Genomic DNA, 23,787 nt, shown 5'->3' on the forward strand with positions numbered 1-23,787 from the left:
CCCTCGCTCCCAGAGAGCAGGGGAGCAAGCTGGGAGGGTTCACTGCCGAACCTTCCCGGCGGGAGGCTGTAGAGAATACAGCGCCCGATCATCCTCCGGGGCTTGCGTCACGCCCGAGCGTCTGCTGCCCATCCGAGGAGTTCGCGCGCGCTGGGTCCCGCGTCGCTGCCCCCCAGACCCGAGCATCGGTTGCCGCTGGAGTGTGCCCCACCCGACAGGCAAAGGGGGCGGTGCGTGGTGTGCGGCGCTCCTTCGGTACACTCGGCGTGAAACCGAGTCTGCGGGCGAAATCCGCAAGCCGGGAAGGGCACGGGCAATCTTCAAAACTCTTCACCCCATGTGGGAGGCACAAGCTCAGACCGCCGGACCGGAGCAGCCACGCGAGACCGTAGGGACGAATCAGGAGGACACCAGATGAAGTTGATTGTCTTGATAACGGCCGTCGCCATGGCGTGTGTTGGATGTGCTCACGCGCAGCGCCCGGAATCCAGAATCTACGTTGTCGCCAAAAGCGCGGAGAGGTTGGGCGCCGCGCTCGCTACTGGCGGCTCTGGTGGCCATGATTGCCAACAAGAGCACGTGGAGTGCATGCAACGTTGCTGGGACAACCGCTATCCGTGGCCGCACAGCGAGGAGCAAAGCGGTTGGTATCACGAAAGGTGCATAAAGACCTGTCGAGAGCAGTTCGCGGAATGCGACAAGGAACAGGAAAAAGCACTGAGAGAAAAGGAAAAGAAGTTGAATTTCTCCAGCATGGATCGCGCGATTGAATGGATCAATGGACATAAGGGCGAAATGACTGTCGGTGCGATTGTCGTTGTCGCGGGAGTCACCTTCGCCCTGGCGGTAAACCCCCTGGGCTGGCTGGTTTTGGTTCCTGTTGCCGCTGCTGCCTCCTGAGCTAGATATGCCGATGAAATACAATCCCAACTTTGACGTTGACTCTATTCTAAACACGCTGCGCACCGTAAATGAGAAGTACCCGGAGGGCACACCAGAAGACGAGGCAATCCGGGTCGCCGCCGTGGCGCTGCTTTACGTCCGCGAAAACCAGAAGCTAGGCGATTACCGCGAGTTCTTCCGTAAGTTCTACACGCCCGCCGCTGAGTACGTGACCGTTTCCCACACGTTCGCAACGAGAGAAGAAGCGGACGCATGGCTTGCCAGCGCCACGCCCCGGGACGGCGAGCTTGTCCGAATCGCTGGTCAGGGCTTCCAAGTCATCCCTCAGCGCGGCGGGCAAGGTTTTAGATTCCTCCAGACGCCATTGCCGGACGAGCTAGCGAAGAAGAAACCCAACGACCCCGGGAAAAAGTAGGGAGCCCTACCCAGACCAAAGCACGGCGCAGCCCTGGCGCCATTACTCGCGCGCCGGGCTTCCTTTGACAGCCGGGAACGTCACGTTCCCAAGGATGACGGTACGGGGCCCTTGCGCTTCCCACAACTTGAGGGAGCAGGGGCAGCCGAGTTTCCCCGGTTCCCTCTCGGCCCCCACCACGACAAAGCCAAGGGCACCGGGAGCAATAGCCGACTCTTGCCACACGGAAAGCTCCACCTCCGCGCCCGTCGAGTCCTTCAACACCGCCCCCGCCACCGTCCAGGGCTCGGCGCCAGCGTTTGCGAGTTCAAGCCTTACCGCCAAGCTTCCCGGGTGGCTGTAGCTTCGGGCGTCCTCCGGTGAGGGTCAAGACAGTTGTCGCGTGCCTCACGAATGGGCTCAATCAGACGCAGGTTATCTGCCGCCATCACCCCCAGGTCGAAGGCGAGATTTGCGCCGACAATATGCACGTCGGGGTCGGCGATCGTGTTGCTGAAAAAGTGCCGGGCCTGCGCCTTGTCGAGCAGTCTCTCGCTTCCGGGTTCGCGCGTCGCAATGCTGCCGCACACAAGAGGGGGCGCAATCAGGCCCGGGCGCTTGCGATGGGTTTCAGTATCAAACGACCAAATACTCAAGCCGCGCGCCTTACTGTCTGGTGGGGAACCGGCTCGTGTCGCGAGCCACTCCCCGTCACGGTAGAATTTGCCCGACATCGGACCTCTGGTAGTGTGCCTCTTCCATGGACACGACCAACAACAATGGGGATGACCCATTCTTTCTGTGGCGCGCAAGGGCCACTCTTCTGGCACCAAAGATGAAGCTGGATGCCTATTTGATCAATGAGGCAATCGGCATCATCAATACCGTTTTGGGCGAGAGTTGGCTTCAAGCGGAGGGTCTCAGGAAAGATTTGGGAACCGTGGTCCCGTTTCGAGCGCACCCGATTGGCAATTGCCTGCAAGCCGTCTGGGAGCCCCAGGTCGCAGAGCTTGTTGAGTTGGCTGAGTACTTGAAATTTGCGGCTCGTTCGCAGAGTTTCTCTAAAGTTGCCGGGTGCCTTAGAGGAGACTACGCGTCAACGCGATTGCAGTTGGCATATGCATATCGGCTGCACAGTGTCGGCGCTGAACGTGTAGATTTTGAGCCGCCTGTTGCAGCGGGTCGGCATGGCGACATCGAGTTTGCTTATAAAGGAGTAGGCTATCTTGTGGAGTGCTTTGTTCCCAGGGAGCAAGTAACGGGCAGCCCAAAAGAGCAGCTTGAGCGCCTTCTCAAGCAGTCACTAGATGCCGTTGAGGACTTGTCTATTTCGGTTTCGATAGCCATTCAGTTGTTACGGCCAATAGATGTCCGTGATCGCAAAGAGAACGTGCGGTGTGTTCAGGAGTTGGGGGCAGAACTGGAGCGATACACGAAATCCTCCCTCTCTCTGCCGAAGGCCCTACTGCGTCAGACACCCTCGGCGTTGATTTCCGTTGTGCTCACCGTTCCCACAGCTCCTGGGAAGAAACCTGTCATCAGTCTACATCCCAGCTTCCCAAGGCCAAACGAGAGTCCCTATATGCTTATGGGGCTTTCGTGGGCGCCCAAAAGTATCGCGGGAGTTCAGGCTTCAGGACATCGGTCGGCTACTCAAAGCCATGTCGGCATATGGCTTTCTGACAAGGAGAGCCAAGAGCGGTCAATCATGCAAGATCTTGAAGAGCCTTTGAAGCAGCTTGCAAAGAAGCTCAAAAAGAAGACCGCGCAAACGAAACGCGGGCCCGAATGGGGTAGGCTTCTGCTTGTGCAAACATGGATTGCGTCCGAGTTTGATCGCATAAGGCGTGATCAGCTTGAGCGCTTCAAAAAAGAGCTTTTCGCCTCCAGTAGCTTGGGCGCAGCGCTGCTGGTGAGTCGAAAATGGGATGACTTGAGGCTAAGGCATACTTGGGTTGTGCATCCAATCTTGCCGAATGATCGGCAATCGGATTTGTGGGAACTACTCTCTCAGTTAAGCCAATCGGCTCGCGAAGCTTTGGTGCCGCAAGTTGCAGTGTAGATTGATGGGGCGCTCATTACGAAACGGCTCGTTTCGTGAGCCACTCGCCGACGGTTCCCTCCGTCGGACGGTGCCGCGGCTACTTGAGCGCTTCGGCCAGCGGGGGCAGCTTCGCCGCCTTGCGACCCTGCTCGGCGTGCGCGAGCTGCTCGTCGGTCATCTCGACGTGCTGCCAGCGGTAGCCGCTGATCACCTTGCCGGGAAGCCCGTTGGTCGCGGGAAGCTGCTTCGGGTAGCACTCGCACCGAATCAGCAGCTTCGTGCCCGCCTGCCGCTCGTCGGTGAACTTCGCGAGCGCGGCCGGGTTGGCGAATTCGTATTCATCCGCCCCGACGAGCGACATCAGGAACGCCTTGAAGCGTCCCCCGCCGCCCTTCTTCTGATCGGTGAGGTTCTCGACGTAGTCGACGGTCTCGCCGACACGGCTGGGGGCTTCGCCGCCCGGCAGCGGGGCCGACTCGCGCACCGTCAGCTCGGCGATCGCGCTGTCACCCTTGAAGCCCGACTTCGTGCTGATGACCTCCACTTCGAGCAGGTAGCTGCCGAACCGCGGATAGCGCCCGCCGACCGCCGCCTGAGCAGTCGCGATCTTCGTCAATGCACTGTTCACGTTGCTTGCCTCCTTCGCTTTGGGTTGTGTCGGCAGCGGCTTGTCGCGAGCGCCGACACCCCCTAAGTGCGTGCGGATTCTAGAGGTGGCTCAATCAGTGGGCGCCCCAAGCCCCCTCTCCGTCGAATAGGTGGGCGTGAGCTGAACATGGTTTCGTGGGCTGATCTCATGAGGAGTGCATGGGGCTGGGCAATAGATGGAGAGTTGTGCTATGCCGTCAGGGCATAACCCTTCACGATGCAAATGGGATCCAATGAAAGCAAATCTCTACGCCGAGAACAGTGAAATGATTGGTTCAACGAACTAGCGCGTCGCGCGTCCAGCTCTGGGAATGGACGTACAGGGCTTGCGCTTGATGCCAAGGTGTATGTTAGGAAAAGTCAAACTGGATCGGGCCTCCAGCTCTCCATTTCTGTCGAGCCTGCTAACCAGTCGTAGGAGGCGAAGCACAGCTTCTGCGGAGTGCCTTCCGTTCCCTCAAGCAGGTGAGGAGGGGGCGAGCGTGGCACCCCAGGCAGCGGTCAGGAAGGAGCCGAAGAAGAAGCGGATGCCGCGAGTGGACTGGGCGAAGCTGCTGCGCAGAACGTTCGCATTGGATGTCTTCACCTGTGCCTGGTGTGGAGGCAGGCGCCGAGTGTTGGCGTACCTGACGGCACCCAACGCAGTGCGCCCCATTCTGGAGCACCTGTCACTGCCCACGCGGCCTGCTCAGCTGGCTGCAGCGCAGGGACCACCCCAGCACGCGTGGTGTTGAGCCTTGAGCAGTCACGGTGCCAAAGACGCCCACGCCCCTGCTGCCTTCCCCTGGGCCTGGCGAGCCGTGCCTCCTTTTTAGGAGTGGGTTCGACTCAAGGCGGCGGGCAGCCTTGATTGGAGGCGGCGGGAATCGAAGCCGCCGCTTTCGGTCCTTCTTATCTAGTCCCAGCCCCTGAGCGCGACGCGCACGCCCCGGAGCCACCGGTCCAGCTCCTGGCGGCGAAGGGTGGCGAGCACCCGGCCACCCACGATGGTGAGGCCGGTGAGTGTCATCACCCCGAAGCCGATGCGATGATCCCTCAACCCCGCGTGGACGAGCGTGGCCACCACGTCCAGCGTGAGGAACAGCGTCCCCAGGGCCAGGTAGGCGCGGATGTGCAGCACCATGCCGGCCGCCACGCCCAGCAGGCACGCCGCGCCGAACACGAAGGCATAGGTGCCATTCTCCGCCTGGCCGATCTGCAGTGTCAGCTTCGCCGCCGCGGGCACGTACAGCAGCAGGCCGCCCAGGATGCGCACCGCGTTCCTCGCCGCTCGCGGCAGGCTGCGCGTGAAGAGCTGGCCCAACATCAACAGCAGCAGCCCGAGCGGCGCCAGGTAGATTTCAATGCCTTCCATGTCCAGGGAAAGCGCGCCGATGAGCAGCGCCGCGTTGCAGGCGGTGGCCGCGAGCGAGCCGAACAGCCGGCTGCGCTCCACCGCGCCCAGGGCCGCGTACAGGAGGCCCGAGCCACCCGCCAGCAGCGCGGCCTCCTGCGTGGCCTCGGCGGGCAGCACCAGCGCCATGCCCACGGGCAGCAACGCCGCGAATCGGCGGGTCGCCCGCTCCACCGGCGGAACTCCCGCCCGCCGCGCCAGCACCGTCACGCCCACCAGCACGAAGCCAAGCGCCAGGGCGAAGAGGGCATCGTGCTCGGGGCGCAGTTCCCTGGCGTAGAGGGCCCTCACGAGCGCGTACACGCCCACCACCGCCACCTGCACGAAGTACACGTGCCGGCCAGTCATCTCCCGCCACGCGCAGTGCAGCGACACCGCCACCGCCAGGGCGATGGCCGAGCCCGCCAGCGGGAGCGCCCATTCGTCCGGCGTGCTCATCCAGGCCGCCACCAGCGCGAGCAGCCCCCCCGTGGCGATGAGCCACCAGTCCCTGCCCCAGGCGAGCCCCCGCGCGAGGTCCTCGCGTCCCTCACGGAGCCGGCGGTTGGCCGCATGCGCGAGCGCCGCCACTCCCGCCGCGCAGAGCGCCAGGGCCGGGCCGTGCCACGCGAGGAGGGCCGTGTATCCTGGCTCCGTCGCGCCCACCACGAGCGCAACCGAGAGGCCCGTCAGCGCGGAGAGCCCCGCCAGCACCGTGGCCCATCCCGCTCCCATCCGTGCCAGCGCGCCCTTCCACTGGGATGCGCCGATGAACAGCGTGGCGGCGATGAGCGCCGTGGTGAGGGGGAGGGCAGGGGAGCGCATCCAGTCCCTGGCGAGGCCGTAGACGCTCGAGAGCAGCAGTCCGGGAACGGATACCTCTGGTTGGGTCGAGCCACCGCTGGCCAGCGCGTACACCCCCGCGTTCAGGGCGTAGAACAGGGCTCCGAGCTGAGCACGAGCGCGAGCCCGGCCCTCGTCGTGCCCCCGCCAGCGGGCCACCCACGGGCTCAGCGCCACCACGCCCAGCCCCACGAGGGCGAGCAGGGGGCCCGGCCAGGCGCCGACGGTGGGCTCACGATGGGCCAGGGCGTGGATGACCAGGAGGAGGCCAAGGCCCGGCACCAGATGCCCCTGCGGCCGTGCCCGGACCGCGAGCAGCAGCAGCCCGGCGCCGAGGGTGAGCACGGCGGCCTCCAGCCCGGGCTGGAAGAACGCCGCCGCGAAGACGAGCCCCGCGGCGATGCCCGACCAACGGTGCAACACCTGGCGGAGTCCCGGGCCGAAGAAGTGGGTTCCTGGCGCCAGCCCCGCGCAGGCATACGCGAGCCCCGCGGCGGCGACTCCCGCGAAGGCCCGGTACCACAACTGGGGGACCGTCTCCCCGGGGCCCAGCCACGACCCGGACGCGAGCCAGTGGCCGCTCCGGGCGGCCTCCAGGAATTCGGCGCGCACCCACTGCCCACCCGGAGGACTCGCCGCCACCAGCGCATGTCCGAGCACGGTGCGATGGACGGCCCACAGCGCGGCCCCCGGGAGCCCCAGGAGCAACCCCAGATGGGTGAGCACCGGAGCCCGGAAGGAGAAGGCGAGCAGCAGCACCAGGAGCGCGGCCCCCAGGAGCAGCAGCGGAGGCACCACCGTCAGCGCGCGGGAGAGGCGGGGACCACCGGTGCTCCACGCGCTCACCGAGAGCACCACGGCCAGCGCGGCCACACCGGCGTGAGGGACGAGGTGGTAGAGGCGGCCGTGGAGCTCGTTCTCCAAACGGCATGCGAGCCATGGACCGAAGCGCCGGGTGGCGAGCGCCAGCAGCCAGAGGCCCACGCCGATGAGCGGGAGGCGCAGGGCGCTCATGTCGGGCGGGAGCGGGCGTCCCGCGCGGTTGAGCATCGCCGTGAGGGCGACGAAGAGTCCCGCGGCGGCGAGCACTCCCACCGAGCCGCGCAGGCGCCACGTGACGAAGCCGCGCGAGAGGAAGGCGAGCACCGCGCTTCCCGTGAGCAGGGCACCCGCGAGCACGGCCAGGGAGCGCTGGGCCTCGTCCGGGCGCTGCATCCAGCCCAGGAGGGCGAGGACGGTGAACGCGACCCCCACGGCCGATACGGCGGCGAAGCCATCGGTGTAGAGCGGGCGTCCCGACTCGGGGAAGGGCAACCGGAGCCACCCGAGCAGTCGCCGGCCTCTCGGGGCCGGAGTGGGTGCCTCGCCCTCGCGTCCCCGCAGTGCCGCGATGGCGCAGAGGCCGAGCGTCAGGCTCGCGAAGAGCAGGGCGCGCTCTCCCTGCGGCGGAGTGTCGCGCTGCAGGAAGAACTGCAAGGCCGAGTGTGCGAGTCCCCATGCCGCCAGGGTGCTGACGAGCCGGCTGCGCTCCCGTCTCACGCGCAGCAGCAGGAGCACCGAGGCGAGGAGGGTCGGCGCGCAGCCAATCATGAGCGTCAGGGAGAGCTCGTCGAGATTGGCGAAGCGTCTCGGCAAGAAGGGCGGCCCGTGGAAGCGCGGGTACACTCGGGGGAGGGCGAGCAGGATCGACAGCGCGGCCACGCCGAGCGAAAGGTCGTCCAGGGGCAGCAGTTCGTCGCTCCTTCCCTTCCGGCGCATCCACGCGTCCTGGAGGAGCCCCGCCGCGCCGTAGAGCGCCGCCGCCAGGGTGAGCACGGACAGCAGCGCCCAGTCCCTCGCCTCCACGCCCGTGGCGTCGATGACGCCGAAGGTCCCGAAGACGACGGCGATTCCCCCCAGGTAATGCAGGGCCCGCCAGCGGTACCCGCCCGTGAGGTGCGCGGCCACGGCCACCAGCGCGCCCGCGGCGACCGCCGGCCACCCCGTGTCCGAGCCCGAAGACGTGGACGCGTACGCGGTCAGCGGGAGCGAGGCCAGCGAGAGCACCACGCCCCAGGCCAGCAGCCACAAGCCAAGGGCGCGCCAGGGGTTCAGACGGGCCACGGCCATCAGCCCCGCTCCCACGGCGGCGAGTCCCACCATCCACCCACCCGGCTCGGTGGGGCTTACCAGCCGTGCCACCAGGACACCGGCCAGGGCGAGGGCCAACACGGCCGGATGGACAAGCGCGCGGCGCCGGGGCTCGAGCACGAAGAAGACCAGCGCCCCCGCCACCGGCGTGAGTGCCGAGGCGAGGTCCACCCCGGGCTCCCACCCAGGCTGTACGGAGAAGGCCGCGAGCGCCGCGGCGAGCGCTCCACTGGCCAGCACCGCGTGCGCGAGTGTCTCCACCACGGGCGCAGCCTGGGGATGGGCCTCGCGCGCCGAGGGCTGGCTCGCCACACCCGCGGCCACCGCGGCGAGTGCCATCGCCCAGAGCATCATCCCGGCGAAGAGCGGGCTCCCCGGGGAGAGGGCCGCGAAGCCGGACGGTGCACTCGCGACGGCGAAGACGGCCAGGGCGGCCGCGCCATAGAGGCTCGTGGTGAGGACGGAGAGCCCGGCCCGGGCCTCCTCCCGGCGGGCGCGCCACGCCGAGGCCCCGAAGGCCGCCACACCGGCGAAGGCACAGAGGGTGCGCGACCAGGGCGCCTCCTCTAGCCCCATCAAGGGCAGTCCGGCCAGCAGCGAGGGGAGCAGCGCCACCCCGAGCGACACCGTGGAGGCGCCATACAGCAGGCGGCCCGTGGGCCTCAGGGTGAGCAGGGCCAGTGCGGCGACTCCGGCCGAGGCGGGCCCACCCAACGCCGGGGCCAGTCCCACCAGGGAGGAGAGCGCGACGAAGACGACGGGCAACAGCGCGATGCCGATGCTCGCGAGCACCCGTCCCGCCGAGGCCGAGCGCCTGGCGAGGAGCACTCCGAGCCCGATGAAGGCCGCGTGGTAGGCGAAGAGAGCGCCCGTGACGAGCAGCTGCCGCGGCACGCCCCCGAGCGCGCGCCAGGCCTCGCGCACGCCCATGAGGGAGCCGCCGAGCACCAGCACCGCGCCGAGGAACCACCACACGTACTCGTACAGCCTGGGCGCCGCGCCGCTCGCGGAGTCATCGAGCGCCACCATGGCATCCAGCCCGCCCCCGAGCGCGCTCGCCTCCACGCGGTGGAAGAGCGCCTGCCCCGAGTCCGACGCCAGGCCGATGCCTTCCTCCTCGAGGTGGGACTGGGGCGCGGCCTCGCGCTCTCGCTCCTCACGAGCCGCGTTCTCCAGGGCCTGGAAGAACGCCTGTCCCCACGTGGGGCGCCAGTCCTCGAGCGCCTCGAGCTTCCCGGCGAGCGCGTTGGCCTTCTGCTCCAGCGTGCTCGCGTCCTCGAGCAGCGGCACCGCGACGGCGGCGCTCGCGGTGGCGGCATCGGAGAGGGACTCGGTGAGCTGGGACGCGGTGGACGGGTCCAGCAGCCTCGTGGCCTGCCAGTCGGCGATCCGCCGCTTCAGCTTCTCCTGGACGAGCCTGTCCAGGTGGGCCCGCGTCGCGGGCTCGAGCCTGGCGCCGCAGTCCGGACAGGTGCCGGCAGTCTCCTCCTCACGTAGCTCGGCACAGACCAGGCAGATCATCGGGGCCCCCATCTCTGATGTCCTCTCAGCCCGTCCGCCGGGGTCCCTCTCGCCGGGCCCGCACCTCGTCCAGCACCACGGGCACACCGCCACCTGGCGCGAGCATGATGTGGCGATTGATCATCGGCACCGGCTCCGATGAGGCCAGCCGGAGCTTCGCCCTCCAGAGCAGTGTCGCGAGCACCACCTTCATCTCGTACATCGCGAAAGCCATTCCCAGACACCTGCGGGCGCCGCCTCCGAAGGGCAGCCACGCGTAGGGATCCGGCTTCTGCTCGAGGAAGCGCTCGGGCTTGAAGTGCTCGGGCTCCGGGTAGAGATCCTCGCGGAAGTGGGTGAGCACGATGGCGGGGAGGACCGTCACTCCCGCCGGCAGCGTGTAGTGCGTCAACTCCAGGGGCCCCTTGAGCTGGCGGGAGATGAGCGGCACCAGCGGACGGACCCGCAGCGCCTCCTTGATGGTCGCATCGAGGTACTCGAGCTGTCCGATGTGCTCCGGCCCCAGCTCGTCGTCGCCCACCACCCGCTCCAGCTCCTCGTGCATCCGGGTCAGGGTCCTGGGCTCGGCCAGCAGCCGCTCCACCGTGAACGACAGGCCGATGGCGGTGGTTTCGTAGCCCGCGACGATGAGCGTCAGGAGCGCGTCTCGCAATTCCTGGTCGCTCATGGGCTTGCCGTCCTCGTGGGTGCTCTCCAGCAGCAGGCCGAGCACGTCCGTCCGTTCCGGCCTCCGAGGCTCCGCACGGCGCCTCGCCACGAGCGCGTAGATGGCCGCGTCCACCCGTCTCTTCAGCCGCGAGGCGCGCGCCCAGGGCAGCAGCGTGAAGAGATCCATCCCGATCAGCGAGGGCAGCATCCGCAGCGGCGAGTTGGTGCTGTCCACCAGCGAGGAGAAGTCCCGGGAGAACGCGGCGATCTCCTCAGGCGTCTCCAGCCCGAAGACGTTGCGCAGCATCAACTCGAGGGTGAGCTCCGTCATGACGTCGAGCAGCGGGAAGGGCCGTGCCATCGGCCAGCGCTCCAGCGAGGCATGGGTCACCTCGCGCATTACCTCGGCATAGGCCTGCATCCGCTCGCCCTGGAAGGGCGGCAGCAGCAGTCGGCGCTGACGGACGTGATCCCACTCATCGAGGATGACGACGGAGTGGGGGCCCAGGAAGGGCCGCAGCAGCGAGTTGCTCTCTCCGGCGTGAACCACTTCCATGGGGGCGTTGAAGACGCGCTTGATGTCCTGGGGCGAGCTGATGAAGACCATGTTCCCCGCGCCCGCCATGCGCAGGGTGAACGCCTCGCCGTACTGCTGGTGCCACTGCCGCAGGTAGTGCAACGGCTGAGAGAGGTAGAGCGCGGTCTGGACCGGGCCCGGTAAGCGGGGGCCGGGAGGGAGAGGTGTGGGCATGGAGAGATGTCTTCGGGGAGCCTGGCAGGAGGCGGCGCCGGTCCGAGGCTCCCGTGTGATTCGGGCATTATGAGACGCCCACGGACGGGGCGAAAGAACCCGAGGACAAAAAAAGCCCAGCAACCCATTGAGATTGCTGGGCTTCTGAATGTGTGGGGGCGGCGGGAGTCGAGCCCTCCGCCTCGGAGCGCTACCGCTTAGTAGCGGTAGTGGTCGCTCTTGTACGGCCCTTCCTTGGGCACGCCGATGTACTTCGCCTGATCCGGCGTGAGCTCGGTGAGCATCGCGCCCAGCTTGGTGAGCTGCAGGCGCGCCACCTTCTCATCCAGGTGCCGCGGCAGCATGTACACGCCCGGCTTGTACTTGCCCGGGTTGGTGAAGATCTCCACCTGCGCCAGCACCTGGTTGGCGAAGGACGAGCTCATCACGTAGCTGGGGTGGCCCGTGCCGCAGCCCAGGTTCACCAGACGCCCCTGGGCCAACAGGATGATGCGCTTGTTGTCCGGGAAGATGATGTGGTCGACCTGCGGCTTGATGTTCTCCCACTTGTACTGCTTCAGGCTCGCCACATCGATCTCGTTGTCGAAGTGGCCGATGTTGCACACGATCGCGTTGTTCTTCATCCGCTTCATGTGCTCGTGGGTGATGACCTGGTAGTTGCCCGTCGCGGTCACGAAGATGTCGGCCTTGTCCGCCGCGTACTCCATGGTCACGACCCGGTAACCCTCCATCGCCGCCTGCAGCGCGCAGATGGGATCGATCTCGGTGACCCACACCTGGGCCTGAAGTCCGCGCAGCGCCTGCGCCGAGCCCTTACCCACCTCGCCGTAGCCGGCGACCACGGCCACCTTGCCCGCGATCATCACGTCCGTGGCGCGCTTGATGCCGTCCACCAGGGACTCGCGGCAACCGTAGATGTTGTCGAACTTGGACTTGGTCACCGAGTCGTTGACGTTGATGGCCGGGAACGCCAGCTTCCCCTCCTTGGCCATCTGGTAGAGGCGGTGCACGCCCGTGGTGGTCTCCTCGGTCACGCCCTGGATGCTCTGGAGGTTCTTCGAGTACCAGCCCGGCTTCGCCGCCAGCTGCTTCTTGATCGCGGCGAAGAGCACCGTCTCCTCCTCGCTGCCGGGGTTGGCCAGCACGGAGGGATCCTTCTCGGCGCGCGTGCCCAGGTGGATGAGCAGCGTGGCGTCGCCACCGTCATCCAGGATCATGTTGGGCGTGCCGCCGTCGGCCCAGTCGAAGATCCGGTGGGTGTACTCCCAGTACTCCTCGAGCGACTCGCCCTTGTAGGCGAACACCGGCGTGCCGCCCGCGGCGATCGCGGCCGCGGCGTGATCCTGGGTCGAGAAGATGTTGCAGGACGCCCAGCGGACCTCCGCGCCCAGGGCCTCCAGCGTCTGGATCAGCACCGCGGTCTGGATGGTCATGTGGAGCGAGCCGGCGATGCGCGCGCCCTTCAGCGGCTGGGTCTTGGCGAACTCCTCGCGGATCGCCATGAGGCCCGGCATCTCGGTCTCGGCGATCGCGATCTCCTTGCGACCCCACTCGGCCAGCTTGATGTCCGCGACCTTGTAATCGGTGAACTTGCTCAGATCGGTTACAGCCCGCATGCATTGCTCCTGATTGGCAGGGGGCTGGATGTGGCAGACGGCTCTTGCTCGCCTCCCGGGCATCCAGCCACGAGTCAGCGAGCGCCGTTGCACGAACCTGAGCCTGGCGGGGGAGGACCCCCGTTGCAGCGCTCCTCAGGGTATGGGGACCCTATATCAGGACAGTGGCGCTTCGCCACAGAAGTGAACCCACCGAGGCTCCGGGCGAGCGGGTGGGGGGCCCGGAGGGAGGAGTCCCCCACCTCGGTGGATGGGGACGGGGGCCTGCTTCCTTCCCCGCCCTTTCCCGCGGAGCGGACGCTCCAGTTCATCCGCGAGCGCCCCGATCGGAGACGCGAGCTCCTCGAGGAGCACCGCTGAGGTTCGACGCCAGCAGCCAGCGCACGCCCACGAGGCCGAGCTCCCGGGCGAGCTGGTCGACCATCTGGCCATAGTGCTCCTGCACCCATTGGCGGAAGTAGAGGTCTGGCACGGAGAGCACCAGGTATCCGTCCTCCACGTCCACGGGACGGGCCTGGGCGAGCCAGGTGAGGGCGTACCGCTTCCCATGGTCGTTGAGTGAGGAGAGGCACGCCTGCCACAGGCGGCCGGCCTCGGTGCTCACGTCCACGGACGGAGGACCGGACGGCGCCCTGGCCGGGTTCTCCTGCGGGACGGGCTGGAGGTAGCGGCCCCAGACCCGAGGGGTACAGAAGGCTTCCGCCGTGCAGCGGGGCTCGCGGGAGCGCCCCCAATCGGAGTGGAGGTAGCCCCGCCAGGCCTCCAGGAGCCGTCCCTCGTCGCCGCCCACCTTGTTCAGTGCGCCGCGATACCAGATCGCCCACCCCTTGGGTTGTTCCTCGGGGGGAATGCCGGGCAGCGCGCGGCAACGTTCCTCCTGACAGGTCTCGAAGAAGGCCGCGGCCCCGTCCGAGGCCTTCTCCGGAGCCCGGGACGCCTGGGACTCCGTGTCCTCGGACGCGGAGGTCGTCAGCACGGCGGTGGCCACGGCCTGACGCCATTCCTCGCGGGGAGGCGACGCGGGCACGATGTGCGTGCCGGGCAGGGCGAGCTGGACGGGCATGTCGTCCGCGGACGCGTCCTCGTCCGGGCGGGGCAGCGGGGCGACGGGGGCGAGACGTCCGGCGGACATTGCCGCTTCCAGGGCCTCTGCTGCAGCAGAAGAAGAAGTCTTCTTCTCACTCTCCTTCTCCCTCTTCTTTCTTGCGGGGGACGTCCCGGGTTCGTCCGCGGGACGTCCGGCGGACACGCCGGAACCCTTGGCGGCACGCTCCCGGCGCTTGCGCTCGGCCTCCTTCCTCTTCTTTTCGAGGACTTGCACGTAGCGATCGCAGAGGGTGAAGCGGACGCCGTCTCCTTCCCGCACCAGGAGTCCGGCGCGGAGCAGCGCGTCCCAGAAGGCTCCGGGCTCGCCCGTCCACCGGACCGCGCCCTCGACCGCGTCCCGCCACACCGCCTCGTCCGCGGACGCGTCCGCGGACATGTCCGGGACGTGTCCGCCGGACGCGGGGAAGGGTTCGAAGCGTCCGGTGGGCAGGGCCTGCACCGCCCAGATCTGAAGCTCCACCATGGCGCCCAGGAAGGCTCGCCGATCCATCCCCAGTGTGCGTGCCGCGCACACCACGGGGAGGCTCATGGGAAAGCCCACGTCCACCTGTACCCAATCCAACCCGGCCACGTCACCGCCTCCCCAGGGACCCGCGCGCGGCGCGCGTGATCCCCGTGTGCATCCGGCTCGCGCCGGCGGCCACATCCACATCCCCCTGCGTGGGGTACATCGTGGCGCCCTCCCCAGGAGGGGAGCGGTGCCGTCCGTGTCGCCACGCCGCCAGCAGGGTGAGCCGCTGGGAAATGGCCTCGGGGTGATCCACTCCCGCGATCTGGGCCGTCCCTCCCGGATCGTCTACCCCCCGGGTCACCTGCCCCCAGGGGCTCCCGTTCGTTGGTGGAGCCACGTGTTGCTACAAGGATGTAGCAGCCACGGCGGGCGCTACGGGGTGATCCTGGTTCCCCAGGGGCGGTGTTCCTCACCCCCAGTTATCCTCCTATAATCCAGGAAAACAGAGATATTGGACATATCTCCATCATTCTCTGGATTCCCGGACCGAATCCGAGCAAAAGGGCCCTCCGCCATGTCGCGGAATCTCCCAGCTGCGCTTCAGTCTGGCCAGGCGGCGGTGGAAGCAGCGCTCACGCTTCCATTGGCGGTCTTCCTGGTCCTGGGGACGCTCCAACTCTTCCTGTTGCTCCAGGCGCGTGCTCTGACCGAGTACGCGGCGTTCCGGGCCGTGCGCACGGGCAGTGTCAAACACGGGGATTGCGAGGCCATGACCCACGCGGCCATCGCGGTGTTGCTGCCCACCTTCGCGCGGACCGACTCGCCGGCGGCGCTCGGGACGGCCTTCCGCAACCACCGGGAGAACCAGTACCGGCCCGAGCACGACTCGGGGCACAGCGGCAGCATCGTGTGGATTGCCCGGGAGCGTCCGCTGCGCGGGGAGATCCGCGCGGACGAGGAGGAGTCCTTCGATGATCCGGCGCGCTACGCCAGCGTGGCGGATGTGATGCGGTTGGAGGTGCGGCTCGTCTTCTGGTTTCCCCTGCGCATCCCCTTCGCGGACTGGGTGTTGGGCCGGATGTTCCTGGCCCACCTGGGGTTGCGTGAATACTCCTCCACGGATCCGCTCATTCCGACCCACTCGGCGCGTTGGACCGGCCAGGTGGTCGCCTCGCTCGATGCGGCCATCCGCCAGGAGCTGCTCTCGCGCGCCGAGCGTCATGACTATGTCTTCCCGCTCCAGGCCAGTTACTCGATGCGCATGATGACGTCGGCACGGGCCCGGTACTTCCGGACGCAGAACTGTCCCCTCACTCCGGAGGGCCTATGAGCCCCATGCGCCCCCCTCGCGGCCAGTCCCTGGTGCTCCTGTGCCTGACGATGCTGCTGGTCACGGTGATGGTCTGCCTGACGCTCTCGTTCTCCCTGAAGATTCGCGAGAAGATGGAGACCCAGAGCGTGGCGGACCTGGCCGCCTACAGCGGAGCGGTGGCCACCGCGCGCACCTTCAACAGCATCGCCCTGATGCGCCGCGCCCAGACCGCGCACCTGGTGGCCGCGACCGGGACGATGAGCCTCATCAGCTGGACCAGCATGATGCGCGCCAACCTCAACGCCTCGCGTCTGGCCGCCGCGGGCTGTCCCGCCGCCGCCGAGGCGCTCGAGGCCCTGGACAGCAAGAACGAGGAGATCTCTCAAAAGTGGCATGAGCTGGACGCGGAGGCGGGTGTCCAGACCTACAACATCCATATCCTCACCCACCATCTGGCGTACCTGCAGGGCATGATGTTCCAGCAACTCCAGGAGAGCGTCGGGGGAGGGGAGAAGTCCTTCGCCGAGCAGCTGGCGAAGCTGGCCAACGAGGGCAGCCGCTTTCCGAATGAGCTGCGTGCGGGGCCCACCCCGGTGTCCCTGGGTGAGCTGTCGTATGCCACCACCGGCGGCTTCGACCACGCCGTGGACATGGCCATGGCCAGCCGGGGCTACGAGTTCATCACCCGCCGCCAGGGCATACCGGCCATCAATGCGGCCGGGGGCCTCCTGGGAGCGATCTCGGCCGCGGGGGGCAGCCTGCGCGTCATCCGCGGGGGAGGCAGCGCCTATTGGGGCGCGGCCCTGGGGCATGGGGGACGGGCGGACAAGACCTGGTTCACCTGGGCGGAGGATCATGCCGTGGTGGAGGTCACCTTCCCCGGCTGCGCGCCCTTCCGCGTGACGGCCTTCGCGGGCGTGAAGGCCACCGACCGGCAGGATGACTCCGACAACCACTGGTGGTCCCCCAGCAGTCCGGTGCTCGGAAACGCGGACCCGGGCATGGAGAAGCAGTACCGGCACACGCTCCTGCCCTGCTGGCCGCGCGAGTACTGCCCGACCACCTTCGTCGGGGGCATGGCGTACAACACGAGCGATCACTCGGACGACAACATCTGGGCCCAGCCGAAGATCTTCGCGCTCGCCCAGCGGGACTACAAGGAGCGGGGGCTGCGAGCGGATCCGTGGAACCTCCTCTTCCGCTTCCGCTTTACCCCCGGGCGCGACAGCACCTTCGACAACCACGGCCTGCACCTGGCGGACGGCACGGACATCAGCGTGCAGTCCGCGCTCGCCACCGGGCTGGCCTACTACCACCGGCGCGGACACTGGAACGAGCCGCCCAACCTCTGGAATCCCTTCTGGCGCGCCACGCTCGTCGCCGCGGACATCGACAGTGGGGGCGACCTGAGGCGCGGGGGCACCGACATCCCGGACACCGTGGGCGGACCGGCGGCCGAGGCCTACCGGCAGCTCATCCGGGCCGGCTACAGGGGAGTGCACTGATGAGGGGCATGCGTCGCCGCGCTCCACGCGGCCAGTCCTCGTTGGAACTGGCCCTGGGGCTGATCGTCTTCGTCACCGTGATCATGTTCGGCATCCACTTCGCCGAGGTGGGCTACCTGTCGCTCAAGGTGCACGAGGCCGCCGTCTCCCCGCTCTGGGACAGCACGGCGCTCCGGGTGCATCGGATGCGCGAGCAGCGGGGCGCCGTCGGTGACTTCAGCACCTTCCCCGCCATCGCTCCCGCGGTGATGGCCAACGCCAACGCGCGCTACGTCGACTTCGACGGACGCAGCTCCACGCCGGGCTCCCGCGCTCAGATCACCCAGGTCTTCACCCGGCTGAATGAGATGCGTGTGCGGTGCGACCGCGAGGACGAGCTGGAGTTCGACATTCCCCGGAGCCATCGCCCCATCCTCATGGCGCCACGGCAGGGCGACTGGCCCGAGGCCCCGCCCGGACAGGACATAGGGGACGCGGAGGACAGCGTGCTCGACGGTGTTTACGAGAACCTGGGGGGCATCCGCTGTGAAGCGGAGGCCCACATCGAGGGGCTGCCGTCGTTGCCCACCACCTTCCTCGAGGGACGCACGGGCTTCTTCGAGGAGAAGCACTCCATGGGGCTCGACATGCGGGTGTGCGCGGCGGGCCGGGCCGTGGGGGGCAGGTGTCAGGGGAGCTACGGCATCCTGCTCGGAGACTACGGCTTCGCCGATCGCGAGGTGAGCGGGCACTGTCCCCTCCGGCCGGAGCAGCCGGACGCGCCCTGCGGTGGGAACGGGGCCTTCTATGAGGCGGCCCGGAATGTGTTCGACAAGAACGGGCGCGCCGCCGGCCACGCCTCCTCCGACTTCGCCGACTACTTCGTCGGCTTCAGCCCCATCGACGAGAACGGCTTCTTCATGAGCTACCGCGGCGAGGAGGACGACTACATCGAGCAGAGCACGCCGCCGGGCGAGTCCCTGGATGAGATGGACCGGCCACGAAATACCGGCGGTATAGAGCACAAGCCGACCGCCCTGCGCCGTCAGTCCAACGTCTGTTTCCTGGGGTTGAAGGAATGCTGAGCTGGCTGCTCGTCCTCGAGTTGTTGATGGCCGCACCCACCACCGCGGAGGCGAGGGATCCCTTCCACTGGAAGGTGCCGGGGCTGGTGTCCACGGTGGAGGTGCCCGCCCAGATGAGCGTGGGAGGCGTGCCCGTGCGCCTCCAGGTCTACACCTCGCGGGAGACCGTGCAGCGCCTCCTCCAGTACTTCGCCACTGCCTTCGACGAGGCCGGCTTCTTCATCCAGCGCGAGCAGCAGCAGCTGATCGCCCAACCCCACCTCACCGCGCTGGATACGCGGACCTTCACCTCCTACACCGTCATCCTCGAGCCCGAACCCGGAGGGCTCACGTCGGTGGTGCTCGGCGAGGCGAAGCTGGACGCGCCCCGGCCGGCCGCTCCTTCCAACCTCATGCCCGTGTACCCCGGAGCGGTGAACGTCCTGCATGGGGACTTCGAGGGAGCACGGACGCTCACCTTCCGGGTGGCGGCGAAGGAGGCGCAGGTGCTGGACTGGTATCGTGTGCGGCTCGCCCGCGCTGGATACAAGGAGGAAGCGCCCGGGGTCTTCCGCAGCCGGGAGCAGGAGATCCGGCTGTCCCTCTCCGCGAAGGGGGAAGGGGTCGACGCCGTGCTCTTCCTCAAGACGGCTGGAGAACCCCAGCCCCTGGAGCCCGGGCGGTAGCGAGCCCCGCGAGCAGTCCAGCTCGGGGCACGGACCAGATCTCCTCTCCCTGGATGTCCCAGCCCGCGAGGAGATGGTTGGCCGCCATGAAGCCCGAGGTGGTGGCGCGCTCCATCAGGGCCGTGGGGATGGGCAGGCGGACGAAGTCTCCGGCGAGCGCCACCCGAGGCGAGGGCGTCTCCACCGTGGGCCGCGTCCGGAAGGAGCCCGGAGCGAAGGAGGGGCAATCCCGGCGGAGCAGGAACCGCTCCTCGAGCGTGCGCGCGTCCCGAAGCTCCGGATAGAGCGCGTGCAGTCCTCCCAGGAGCTCGCGCCGCACCGACGCCTCGTCGATCTCCAGCGGTAGACCATAGGCGTGGAGCTCGACCACCGAGCCGCCCGTCCGCGCCGCCCACCGACGGCTCTCGCCCTCGAACAGGTGATAGAGCGAGATGTTGTCGATGATTCCCAGCCCGGTGGTGCCCACGAAGGGATGGCGGCCCGGCGCGGACGGGCGATCGAGCCACAGCCGCCAGACCGCGAACGGCGAGGTCAACGAGAGCCCCAGGACCTTCTCGCGCCACCCCGTGTCGAGCAGCTCCGGAGACTCCGTCACGATCCGCTGGAGCGCTGGCACCGTGGTGGCGAGCACCACCGCGTCCGCCTCGACGGGCTCCTCGCCGTCCACCTGGATGAGCACGCCCCCGTCCGCGCGAGGGTTCACCGCGGTGACCGACTGGCCGAGCCGGAACCGGACCTGTCTCTCCTCCAGGTAGCGGCGCAGCGGGTGCCACAGCGCCGAGGCGAACGACTCGTCGAGCACGTCGAAGACGAGGCCCTCCGGATTCCCCATGAAATAGAAGTGGAACATCATCAGCAGCTCGGCCGCCGACATGTCCTCCTCCGGATTGAAGAAGGAGTGGGAGAAGACATTGAACAGCATGCGCCGGGCATGGGGCGGGAAACGGAGCGAGTCCAGGTACTCGCGCGCGTTGCGGTGGTCGAACGTGGCGTACGTCCGCTCCATGTCGAACGCGAGCATCGCCAGGCCGGAGCGGACGTCGAGGTGGCGCAGCTCCATCAGCCGCAGCGACGGGGAGCGGCGAACGAGGCTGATGAGATTGAAGGGCGGGAGCGCGGGGAGGTGTGAGAACGACTCCACGCTCCCTCCAGGGCCGTGGATGGGGTAGTCCTCCAGCCGGCGCAGACGCTCCAGTCGGGGATCCACGCGGCGCAGCAGCGCGCGCAGGTTGTAGTACTGGCGGAAGAAGGCATGGAAACCGCGCTCCATGTCGAAGGGCTCTCCGTCCGCCAGGCGCTCCCTCCAGGCTCCCACCCGGCCACCGAGGAACGGCTCGCGCTCGATGACGGTGACGCGAACGCCGCGCTCGGCCAGGACGGTGGCGGCCGCCATGCCGGCCAGTCCGCCGCCCACCACCGCGGCGGAGAGGCCCTCGGGCGCGCGCGGGCGCTTCGCTCGGGGAGAGGGGGCGAGCCGCTCGGGGGAGAAACGCCCGGCGGGCAGTTTTGGCAATGCGAGCGGAAGGCGCATGGGTCGCTCCGGTCAGGGTGAGGCGGGCAGGGGGATCAACACGCGGGAGAGCCCGCCCAGCCAACGGGCGAGTGCGAGCGGCCCGAATCCCGCGAGCGTGAGGGCGTCCCTGTACACCTGGGGCCGGTTCCTCGCGATGTGCTGGAGGAAGCGCACGAAGTCGGTCCCGGGCATCTGATCCTTGAGCAGGGCCGCGTAGGCGTCGTTGCCCATTCCATGGAGGGCGGCGAAGGCGGTGTCCAGGAGCTGGTTCACCTCGTCGCGGCGCTCGGGCGCGGGGGAAGGCAGGGCCATGAAGAGCGCCAGCGCCCCGGTCACCGAGTGCAGCGGCGTGTCATGGACGATGGACTCGGGAGGGACGCGGCCATACGAGAGCGCGGCGGCGATGGCCCTGGACCCGGGGAGGAAGGAGCGCATCATCGCGCCGAAGCCGCAGTAGGTGAGCGGCGAGTGCCGCGCGGCCGCATCGCCCACCAACACCACGCGGCGCCCCGGGGCTCGCGGGGGCGCCACCAACCGGGACCAGCCCGGGATGTAGCCGAACGTTGGCCGGAGCAGACGTGGCTCACCCCGCTTGTACCGTCCCAGGCGCTCGAAGAAGCGCCCGTAGAGCCGGAGCAGCGCGTGCTCGCGGATCCGGCGCGCCTGGGCGTAATAGAACAGGTAGACCGTCGCCTCGCCCGGACGTCCGGGAAACCCTTCCCAGATGTGCTGGCGCCCTTCCTCGACGCCCTCGGTCGTCACCAGGATGTCGCCCCTTCGGGGATTCATCTCATCGGGGGCGGTGCCTTCCTTCAGCCCGGAGAGAACCCCTCCGACGGTGGGACACAGGAGATCCGCGGTTGCATGGGGACTGGAGCTCCCCCGCGCGTCGAGCACCACGCGGGCGGTCACCTCGGCCCGTCGACCTCCGGCCCGCTCGAACAGCAGGCGCACGGTCTGGGGACCCTCGCCCACGCCCACCAAGGCATGGCCGTCATGGAAGGCGACGCCGCGCTGCTCGGCCCGTTGGCGGATTTCGCGGAGGAGCCGGCCGGCATCGATGGCGTGGTCGAGCACGCCCCGAACCGGATACTCACCGCCACCATGCCAGCGGCAGACGCCGTCCTCGTAGCGGGCGACGATGAGCGACTCCACTTCCTCGGGGCGGAAGAGGCCACTCACCGTCAAGGGCGCGAGCTCGGGGCCGCTGATGTTCCACTCCCGATGCGCCACCGCCGCGCGGGAGCGCTCGAACACCCCAACCTTCAATCCGAGCCCCGCCAGCATGGGCGCGTACATCAGGGAGAGCCCACCGCCCGCGAGCACCACGTCGAAGTCCGGGCGGGTGCCCCTTCCGGGGGCGCGCACGGAAGGTGCTTCGATCGGCGGGCGGACGCGCTCCGCGTCGAGCCGCTCCAATCGCTCGAGCAGCTCGGGTCCCCCGGCCTCGCGCACCCGGGCCTTGATCTCGTCGATTCCCAGCACGGAACCTCCTTCGCGACACGCTAGGCGCCCGCGAAGGTCACCGCAGCACCAGGACCGGAGCGGTGTCCGATTCCCGAACGAGACGAAGGGACCCGAGCGCCCGGATGTTGGCTGTCCGAGGTCCAGACAGGAGGGCGACCGGTTCTGAGCTCCTCGTTAATCTCCTACAGGGAAGAGACCGAAGGAGATTGATGCTCCCTCTCCCGGTGGGAGAGGGGATATGGCCGCAGGGAATTAGATGCCGGGCTTGATGGCCAGGAACATCACCCGGTCCGTCAGGGTGAGCGCGAGGCTCCCGGCCACCGTCTTCTTCGTGGAGGTCATGTCCCCCGTGTCGCTGAGCGTGTACACGGTGGCGGTCTTGATGGTCGTGGGCAGCGTGAGCGTCACCGCCCGGCCGGGGACCGTAATCTCCGTCTTCGCGTTGGGATCCCAGCTGGGCTTGCCGAGCCAGAGCGCGAGGTAGAAGGTGCCATCCCGCTTCTGCAGCAGGACGTTCCGCACGTCGCCCATGTTCGAGGCGGTGAGGGTGTAGTCCAGCGAACCCGGCGTGAAGCTGGCGCCCGGATCCTTCAGCAGCCCCAGCATGTTCTTGAGCGCGGTGAAGGCGGGCTTGGGCGTTCCGTCGTTGCGCAGCAGGCCGAAGTTGAACTCGTGCTGGTTCAGCTCGGCGTTGGGGAGCTCGTCAATCAGCTCATACGGATAGGTGCGCCCCATTCCCTTGAGGAAGTGCCACAGCATCAGGCGTGGCATGTAGCGCCCGACGATCTTCTCCGGTGTGGGCTTATGCTCGTCGGTGGTGTTCAGGGCGTTGTGCCAGCCCGTCTCGGTCGAGGTGACGGGCTTCGTCCCGCTCACCGGACTGGCCACGTATTTGAACTGCCAGGTGACGCTGCCGAAACCATTGTTGCCCCAGCCAGCGCTCTCCGGATTCCGGCCTCCGTAATAGTTGTGGAGGTTGCCCTGGTCCATGTACGCGCTGAGGTCGCCCAGCGAGTTGGCCGCGGCCTCCTTGAGGATGGAGGGTCCGATGACGCGCAGGTGCTTGATGGTGGCGTTGCCCTTCACCGTCTCGAAGAGCGTGCGCTGCGCGGTCCGGATGACGGGCACCCAATCGCTGACGCCCTCATCCAGCTCCGGCTCGTTGTGGCCCTCGAAGGAGACCACCGCGTTGTCGCACCAGCCGTAGATGTCGTCCAGCAGTGCGTAGTTGGTGCCACTGTTTCGAGACGTCGGCATGTCGGTGATGAGGTTGAACCGGATGCCGATCGCCGCCAGATCGCGGCAGCGCTGGTAGTAGAGGGAGTCGCGGGTGTCGTTGGCTCCGGTCTTGGCGGAATCCCGGACGTGCCGGATGCCCAGTTCCTGCAGCCGTGGCTTGATGATGGTGGAGTAGGCGCCGTACGCCCTGTTCGTGTAACCCAGATGGGTGTTGACGCCGACCGAGTCGATGAAGTCATCCGCGCGCCGGGCCGTGACGCTGAGGGCCATCTGCTCCACGCCTGTCTCGTCCGGCGCGGAGTCCTCGTGCGACTCGGGCCCGCAGCCTCCCGCGGAGAGTGTCAGGGCGATAGCCGAGGCGAACGCCTTCCATGTCGTGATTCGATTGGGGGCTACAGAGCGCATGAGGAGGTCCTGGGGGTGGGGGGAAAGGCTCACGAGGAACCGCCAGGACTGATAAAGGAGCTATTCGGGGAAAACAATCCGTAATTCAATCGGGAAACAGAATTCCATGAATGACGAATATAGCCAGGAACTCCCTTTCACGAGGCTCCCCATGAAGGTGTCGTACCGAAGCTCTTTCTTCCTCCCTCT

At 67.7% G+C, this 23,787-nt stretch carries 18 protein-coding genes and 1 riboswitch; of the genes, 7 read left to right on the forward strand and 11 right to left on the reverse strand.

Features of this window, described 5'->3' with window-relative positions:
• Nucleotides 1–414 precede the first annotated feature (414 nt).
• The gene (locus JQX13_RS39810) at nt 415–900 is read left to right on the forward strand and encodes a hypothetical protein (protein WP_203404631.1); all 486 of its coding nucleotides are present in this window, start codon (nt 415–417) and stop codon (nt 898–900) included.
• A gap of 13 nt (nt 901–913) precedes the next feature.
• Nucleotides 914–1,318 (forward strand): hypothetical protein, encoded by a 405-nt coding sequence (locus JQX13_RS39815; RefSeq protein ID WP_203404632.1) that lies wholly within the window; start codon nt 914–916, stop codon nt 1,316–1,318.
• A gap of 42 nt (nt 1,319–1,360) precedes the next feature.
• Here JQX13_RS39815 and JQX13_RS56600 read toward each other — a convergent pair whose 3' ends face one another.
• Together JQX13_RS56600 and JQX13_RS39825 are read right to left on the reverse strand one after the other, a co-directional pair.
• Nucleotides 1,361–1,642, reverse strand: a complete 282-nt coding sequence (locus tag JQX13_RS56600) for a DUF2381 family protein (RefSeq protein ID WP_203404633.1) — start codon at nt 1,640–1,642, stop codon at nt 1,361–1,363.
• The gene (locus tag JQX13_RS39825; protein WP_203404634.1) at nt 1,633–2,031 is read right to left on the reverse strand and encodes a hypothetical protein; all 399 of its coding nucleotides are present in this window, start codon (nt 2,029–2,031) and stop codon (nt 1,633–1,635) included. The genes JQX13_RS56600 and JQX13_RS39825 overlap by 10 nt, the downstream gene beginning before the upstream one ends.
• 26 nt (nt 2,032–2,057) lie before the next feature.
• Between JQX13_RS39825 and JQX13_RS39830 the strand changes: the two genes are divergently transcribed.
• Nucleotides 2,058–3,359: a hypothetical protein gene (locus tag JQX13_RS39830; protein ID WP_203404635.1), complete on the forward strand. Its 1,302-nt coding sequence runs from the start codon at nt 2,058–2,060 to the stop codon at nt 3,357–3,359.
• Nucleotides 3,360–3,438: 79 nt separating this feature from the next.
• On the opposite strand, the gene JQX13_RS39835 is transcribed toward JQX13_RS39830, so the two are convergent.
• From JQX13_RS39835 to JQX13_RS39855, 6 genes are all read right to left on the reverse strand, one after another.
• Nucleotides 3,439–3,969: a hypothetical protein gene (locus tag JQX13_RS39835; protein ID WP_203404636.1), complete on the reverse strand. Its 531-nt coding sequence runs from the start codon at nt 3,967–3,969 to the stop codon at nt 3,439–3,441.
• Between the two features lie 477 nt (nt 3,970–4,446).
• Nucleotides 4,447–4,575 (reverse strand): hypothetical protein, encoded by a 129-nt coding sequence (locus tag JQX13_RS55690; protein ID WP_275424907.1) that lies wholly within the window; start codon nt 4,573–4,575, stop codon nt 4,447–4,449.
• A gap of 309 nt (nt 4,576–4,884) precedes the next feature.
• On the reverse strand, nt 4,885–9,855 hold the full coding sequence (locus JQX13_RS39840; RefSeq protein WP_203404637.1) for a hypothetical protein: 4,971 nt from the start codon (nt 9,853–9,855) through the stop codon (nt 4,885–4,887).
• Nucleotides 9,856–9,880: 25 nt separating this feature from the next.
• On the reverse strand, nt 9,881–11,254 hold the full coding sequence (locus tag JQX13_RS39845; protein WP_203404638.1) for a cytochrome P450: 1,374 nt from the start codon (nt 11,252–11,254) through the stop codon (nt 9,881–9,883).
• Between the two features lie 197 nt (nt 11,255–11,451).
• Entirely contained in the window at nt 11,452–12,870 is a 1,419-nt protein-coding gene (gene ahcY / locus JQX13_RS39850; protein WP_203404639.1) for an adenosylhomocysteinase, read from the reverse strand.
• Nucleotides 12,871–12,942: 72 nt separating this feature from the next.
• A riboswitch (S-adenosyl-L-homocysteine riboswitch) is annotated at nt 12,943–13,013 on the reverse strand.
• A gap of 164 nt (nt 13,014–13,177) precedes the next feature.
• On the reverse strand, nt 13,178–14,548 hold the full coding sequence (locus JQX13_RS39855) for a DnaA N-terminal domain-containing protein (protein WP_203404640.1): 1,371 nt from the start codon (nt 14,546–14,548) through the stop codon (nt 13,178–13,180).
• A gap of 454 nt (nt 14,549–15,002) precedes the next feature.
• On the opposite strand from JQX13_RS39855, the gene JQX13_RS39860 reads away from it, so the two are divergent.
• Genes JQX13_RS39860 through JQX13_RS39875 form a run of 4 tightly spaced genes read left to right on the forward strand, consistent with a single transcriptional unit; the run spans nt 15,003 to nt 18,974 of the window.
• Entirely contained in the window at nt 15,003–15,758 is a 756-nt protein-coding gene (locus JQX13_RS39860) for a TadE/TadG family type IV pilus assembly protein (protein WP_203404641.1), read from the forward strand.
• 5 nt (nt 15,759–15,763) lie between these two features.
• A complete protein-coding gene (locus JQX13_RS39865) occupies nt 15,764–17,245 on the forward strand; it encodes a pilus assembly protein TadG-related protein (RefSeq protein ID WP_239014132.1) in 1,482 nt (493 codons plus the stop codon).
• On the forward strand, nt 17,245–18,309 hold the full coding sequence (locus JQX13_RS39870; RefSeq protein ID WP_203404643.1) for a pilus assembly protein: 1,065 nt from the start codon (nt 17,245–17,247) through the stop codon (nt 18,307–18,309). The genes JQX13_RS39865 and JQX13_RS39870 overlap by 1 nt, the downstream gene beginning before the upstream one ends.
• On the forward strand, nt 18,303–18,974 hold the full coding sequence (locus tag JQX13_RS39875) for a hypothetical protein (RefSeq protein WP_203404644.1): 672 nt from the start codon (nt 18,303–18,305) through the stop codon (nt 18,972–18,974). Before JQX13_RS39870 ends, JQX13_RS39875 begins: the two co-directional genes overlap by 7 nt.
• On the opposite strand, the gene JQX13_RS39880 is transcribed toward JQX13_RS39875, so the two are convergent.
• The 3 genes from JQX13_RS39880 to JQX13_RS39890 form a co-directional block, all read right to left on the reverse strand.
• On the reverse strand, nt 18,931–20,505 hold the full coding sequence (locus tag JQX13_RS39880) for an FAD-dependent oxidoreductase (RefSeq protein WP_203404645.1): 1,575 nt from the start codon (nt 20,503–20,505) through the stop codon (nt 18,931–18,933). The two genes, JQX13_RS39875 and JQX13_RS39880, sit on opposite strands and share 44 nt — an antisense overlap.
• A gap of 12 nt (nt 20,506–20,517) precedes the next feature.
• Nucleotides 20,518–21,972 (reverse strand): NAD(P)/FAD-dependent oxidoreductase, encoded by a 1,455-nt coding sequence (locus JQX13_RS39885; protein WP_239014133.1) that lies wholly within the window; start codon nt 21,970–21,972, stop codon nt 20,518–20,520.
• Between the two features lie 234 nt (nt 21,973–22,206).
• Nucleotides 22,207–23,598 carry a hypothetical protein gene (locus tag JQX13_RS39890; RefSeq protein WP_203404646.1) on the reverse strand — a complete coding sequence of 464 codons (1,392 nt, stop codon included), beginning with the start codon at nt 23,596–23,598 and terminating at the stop codon, nt 22,207–22,209.
• Between the last annotated feature and the right edge of the window lie 189 nt (nt 23,599–23,787).

The sequence above is a fragment of the Archangium violaceum genome (assembly GCF_016859125.1).
Classification (GTDB): Bacteria; Myxococcota; Myxococcia; order Myxococcales; family Myxococcaceae; genus Archangium; species Archangium violaceum_A.

Bases quoted from the DNA above. Each gene is read 5' to 3' on its own strand.
- JQX13_RS39865 (WP_239014132.1), top strand. From the start codon at position 15,764: ATGCGCCCCCCTCGCGGCCAGTCCCTGGTGCTCCTGTGCCTGACGATG.
- ahcY (WP_203404639.1), bottom strand. From the start codon at position 12,870: ATGCGGGCTGTAACCGATCTGAGCAAGTTCACCGATTACAAGGTCGCG.
- JQX13_RS39880 (WP_203404645.1), bottom strand. From the start codon at position 20,505: ATGCGCCTTCCGCTCGCATTGCCAAAACTGCCCGCCGGGCGTTTCTCC.
- JQX13_RS39840 (WP_203404637.1), bottom strand. From the start codon at position 9,855: ATGATCTGCCTGGTCTGTGCCGAGCTACGTGAGGAGGAGACTGCCGGC.
- JQX13_RS39815 (WP_203404632.1), top strand. From the start codon at position 914: ATGAAATACAATCCCAACTTTGACGTTGACTCTATTCTAAACACGCTG.
- JQX13_RS39860 (WP_203404641.1), top strand. From the start codon at position 15,003: ATGTCGCGGAATCTCCCAGCTGCGCTTCAGTCTGGCCAGGCGGCGGTG.
- JQX13_RS39825 (WP_203404634.1), bottom strand. From the start codon at position 2,031: ATGTCGGGCAAATTCTACCGTGACGGGGAGTGGCTCGCGACACGAGCC.
- JQX13_RS39890 (WP_203404646.1), bottom strand. From the start codon at position 23,598: ATGCGCTCTGTAGCCCCCAATCGAATCACGACATGGAAGGCGTTCGCC.
- JQX13_RS39810 (WP_203404631.1), top strand. From the start codon at position 415: ATGAAGTTGATTGTCTTGATAACGGCCGTCGCCATGGCGTGTGTTGGA.
- JQX13_RS39830 (WP_203404635.1), top strand. From the start codon at position 2,058: ATGGACACGACCAACAACAATGGGGATGACCCATTCTTTCTGTGGCGC.
- JQX13_RS39870 (WP_203404643.1), top strand. From the start codon at position 17,245: ATGAGGGGCATGCGTCGCCGCGCTCCACGCGGCCAGTCCTCGTTGGAA.
- JQX13_RS39875 (WP_203404644.1), top strand. From the start codon at position 18,303: ATGCTGAGCTGGCTGCTCGTCCTCGAGTTGTTGATGGCCGCACCCACC.
- JQX13_RS39845 (WP_203404638.1), bottom strand. From the start codon at position 11,254: ATGCCCACACCTCTCCCTCCCGGCCCCCGCTTACCGGGCCCGGTCCAG.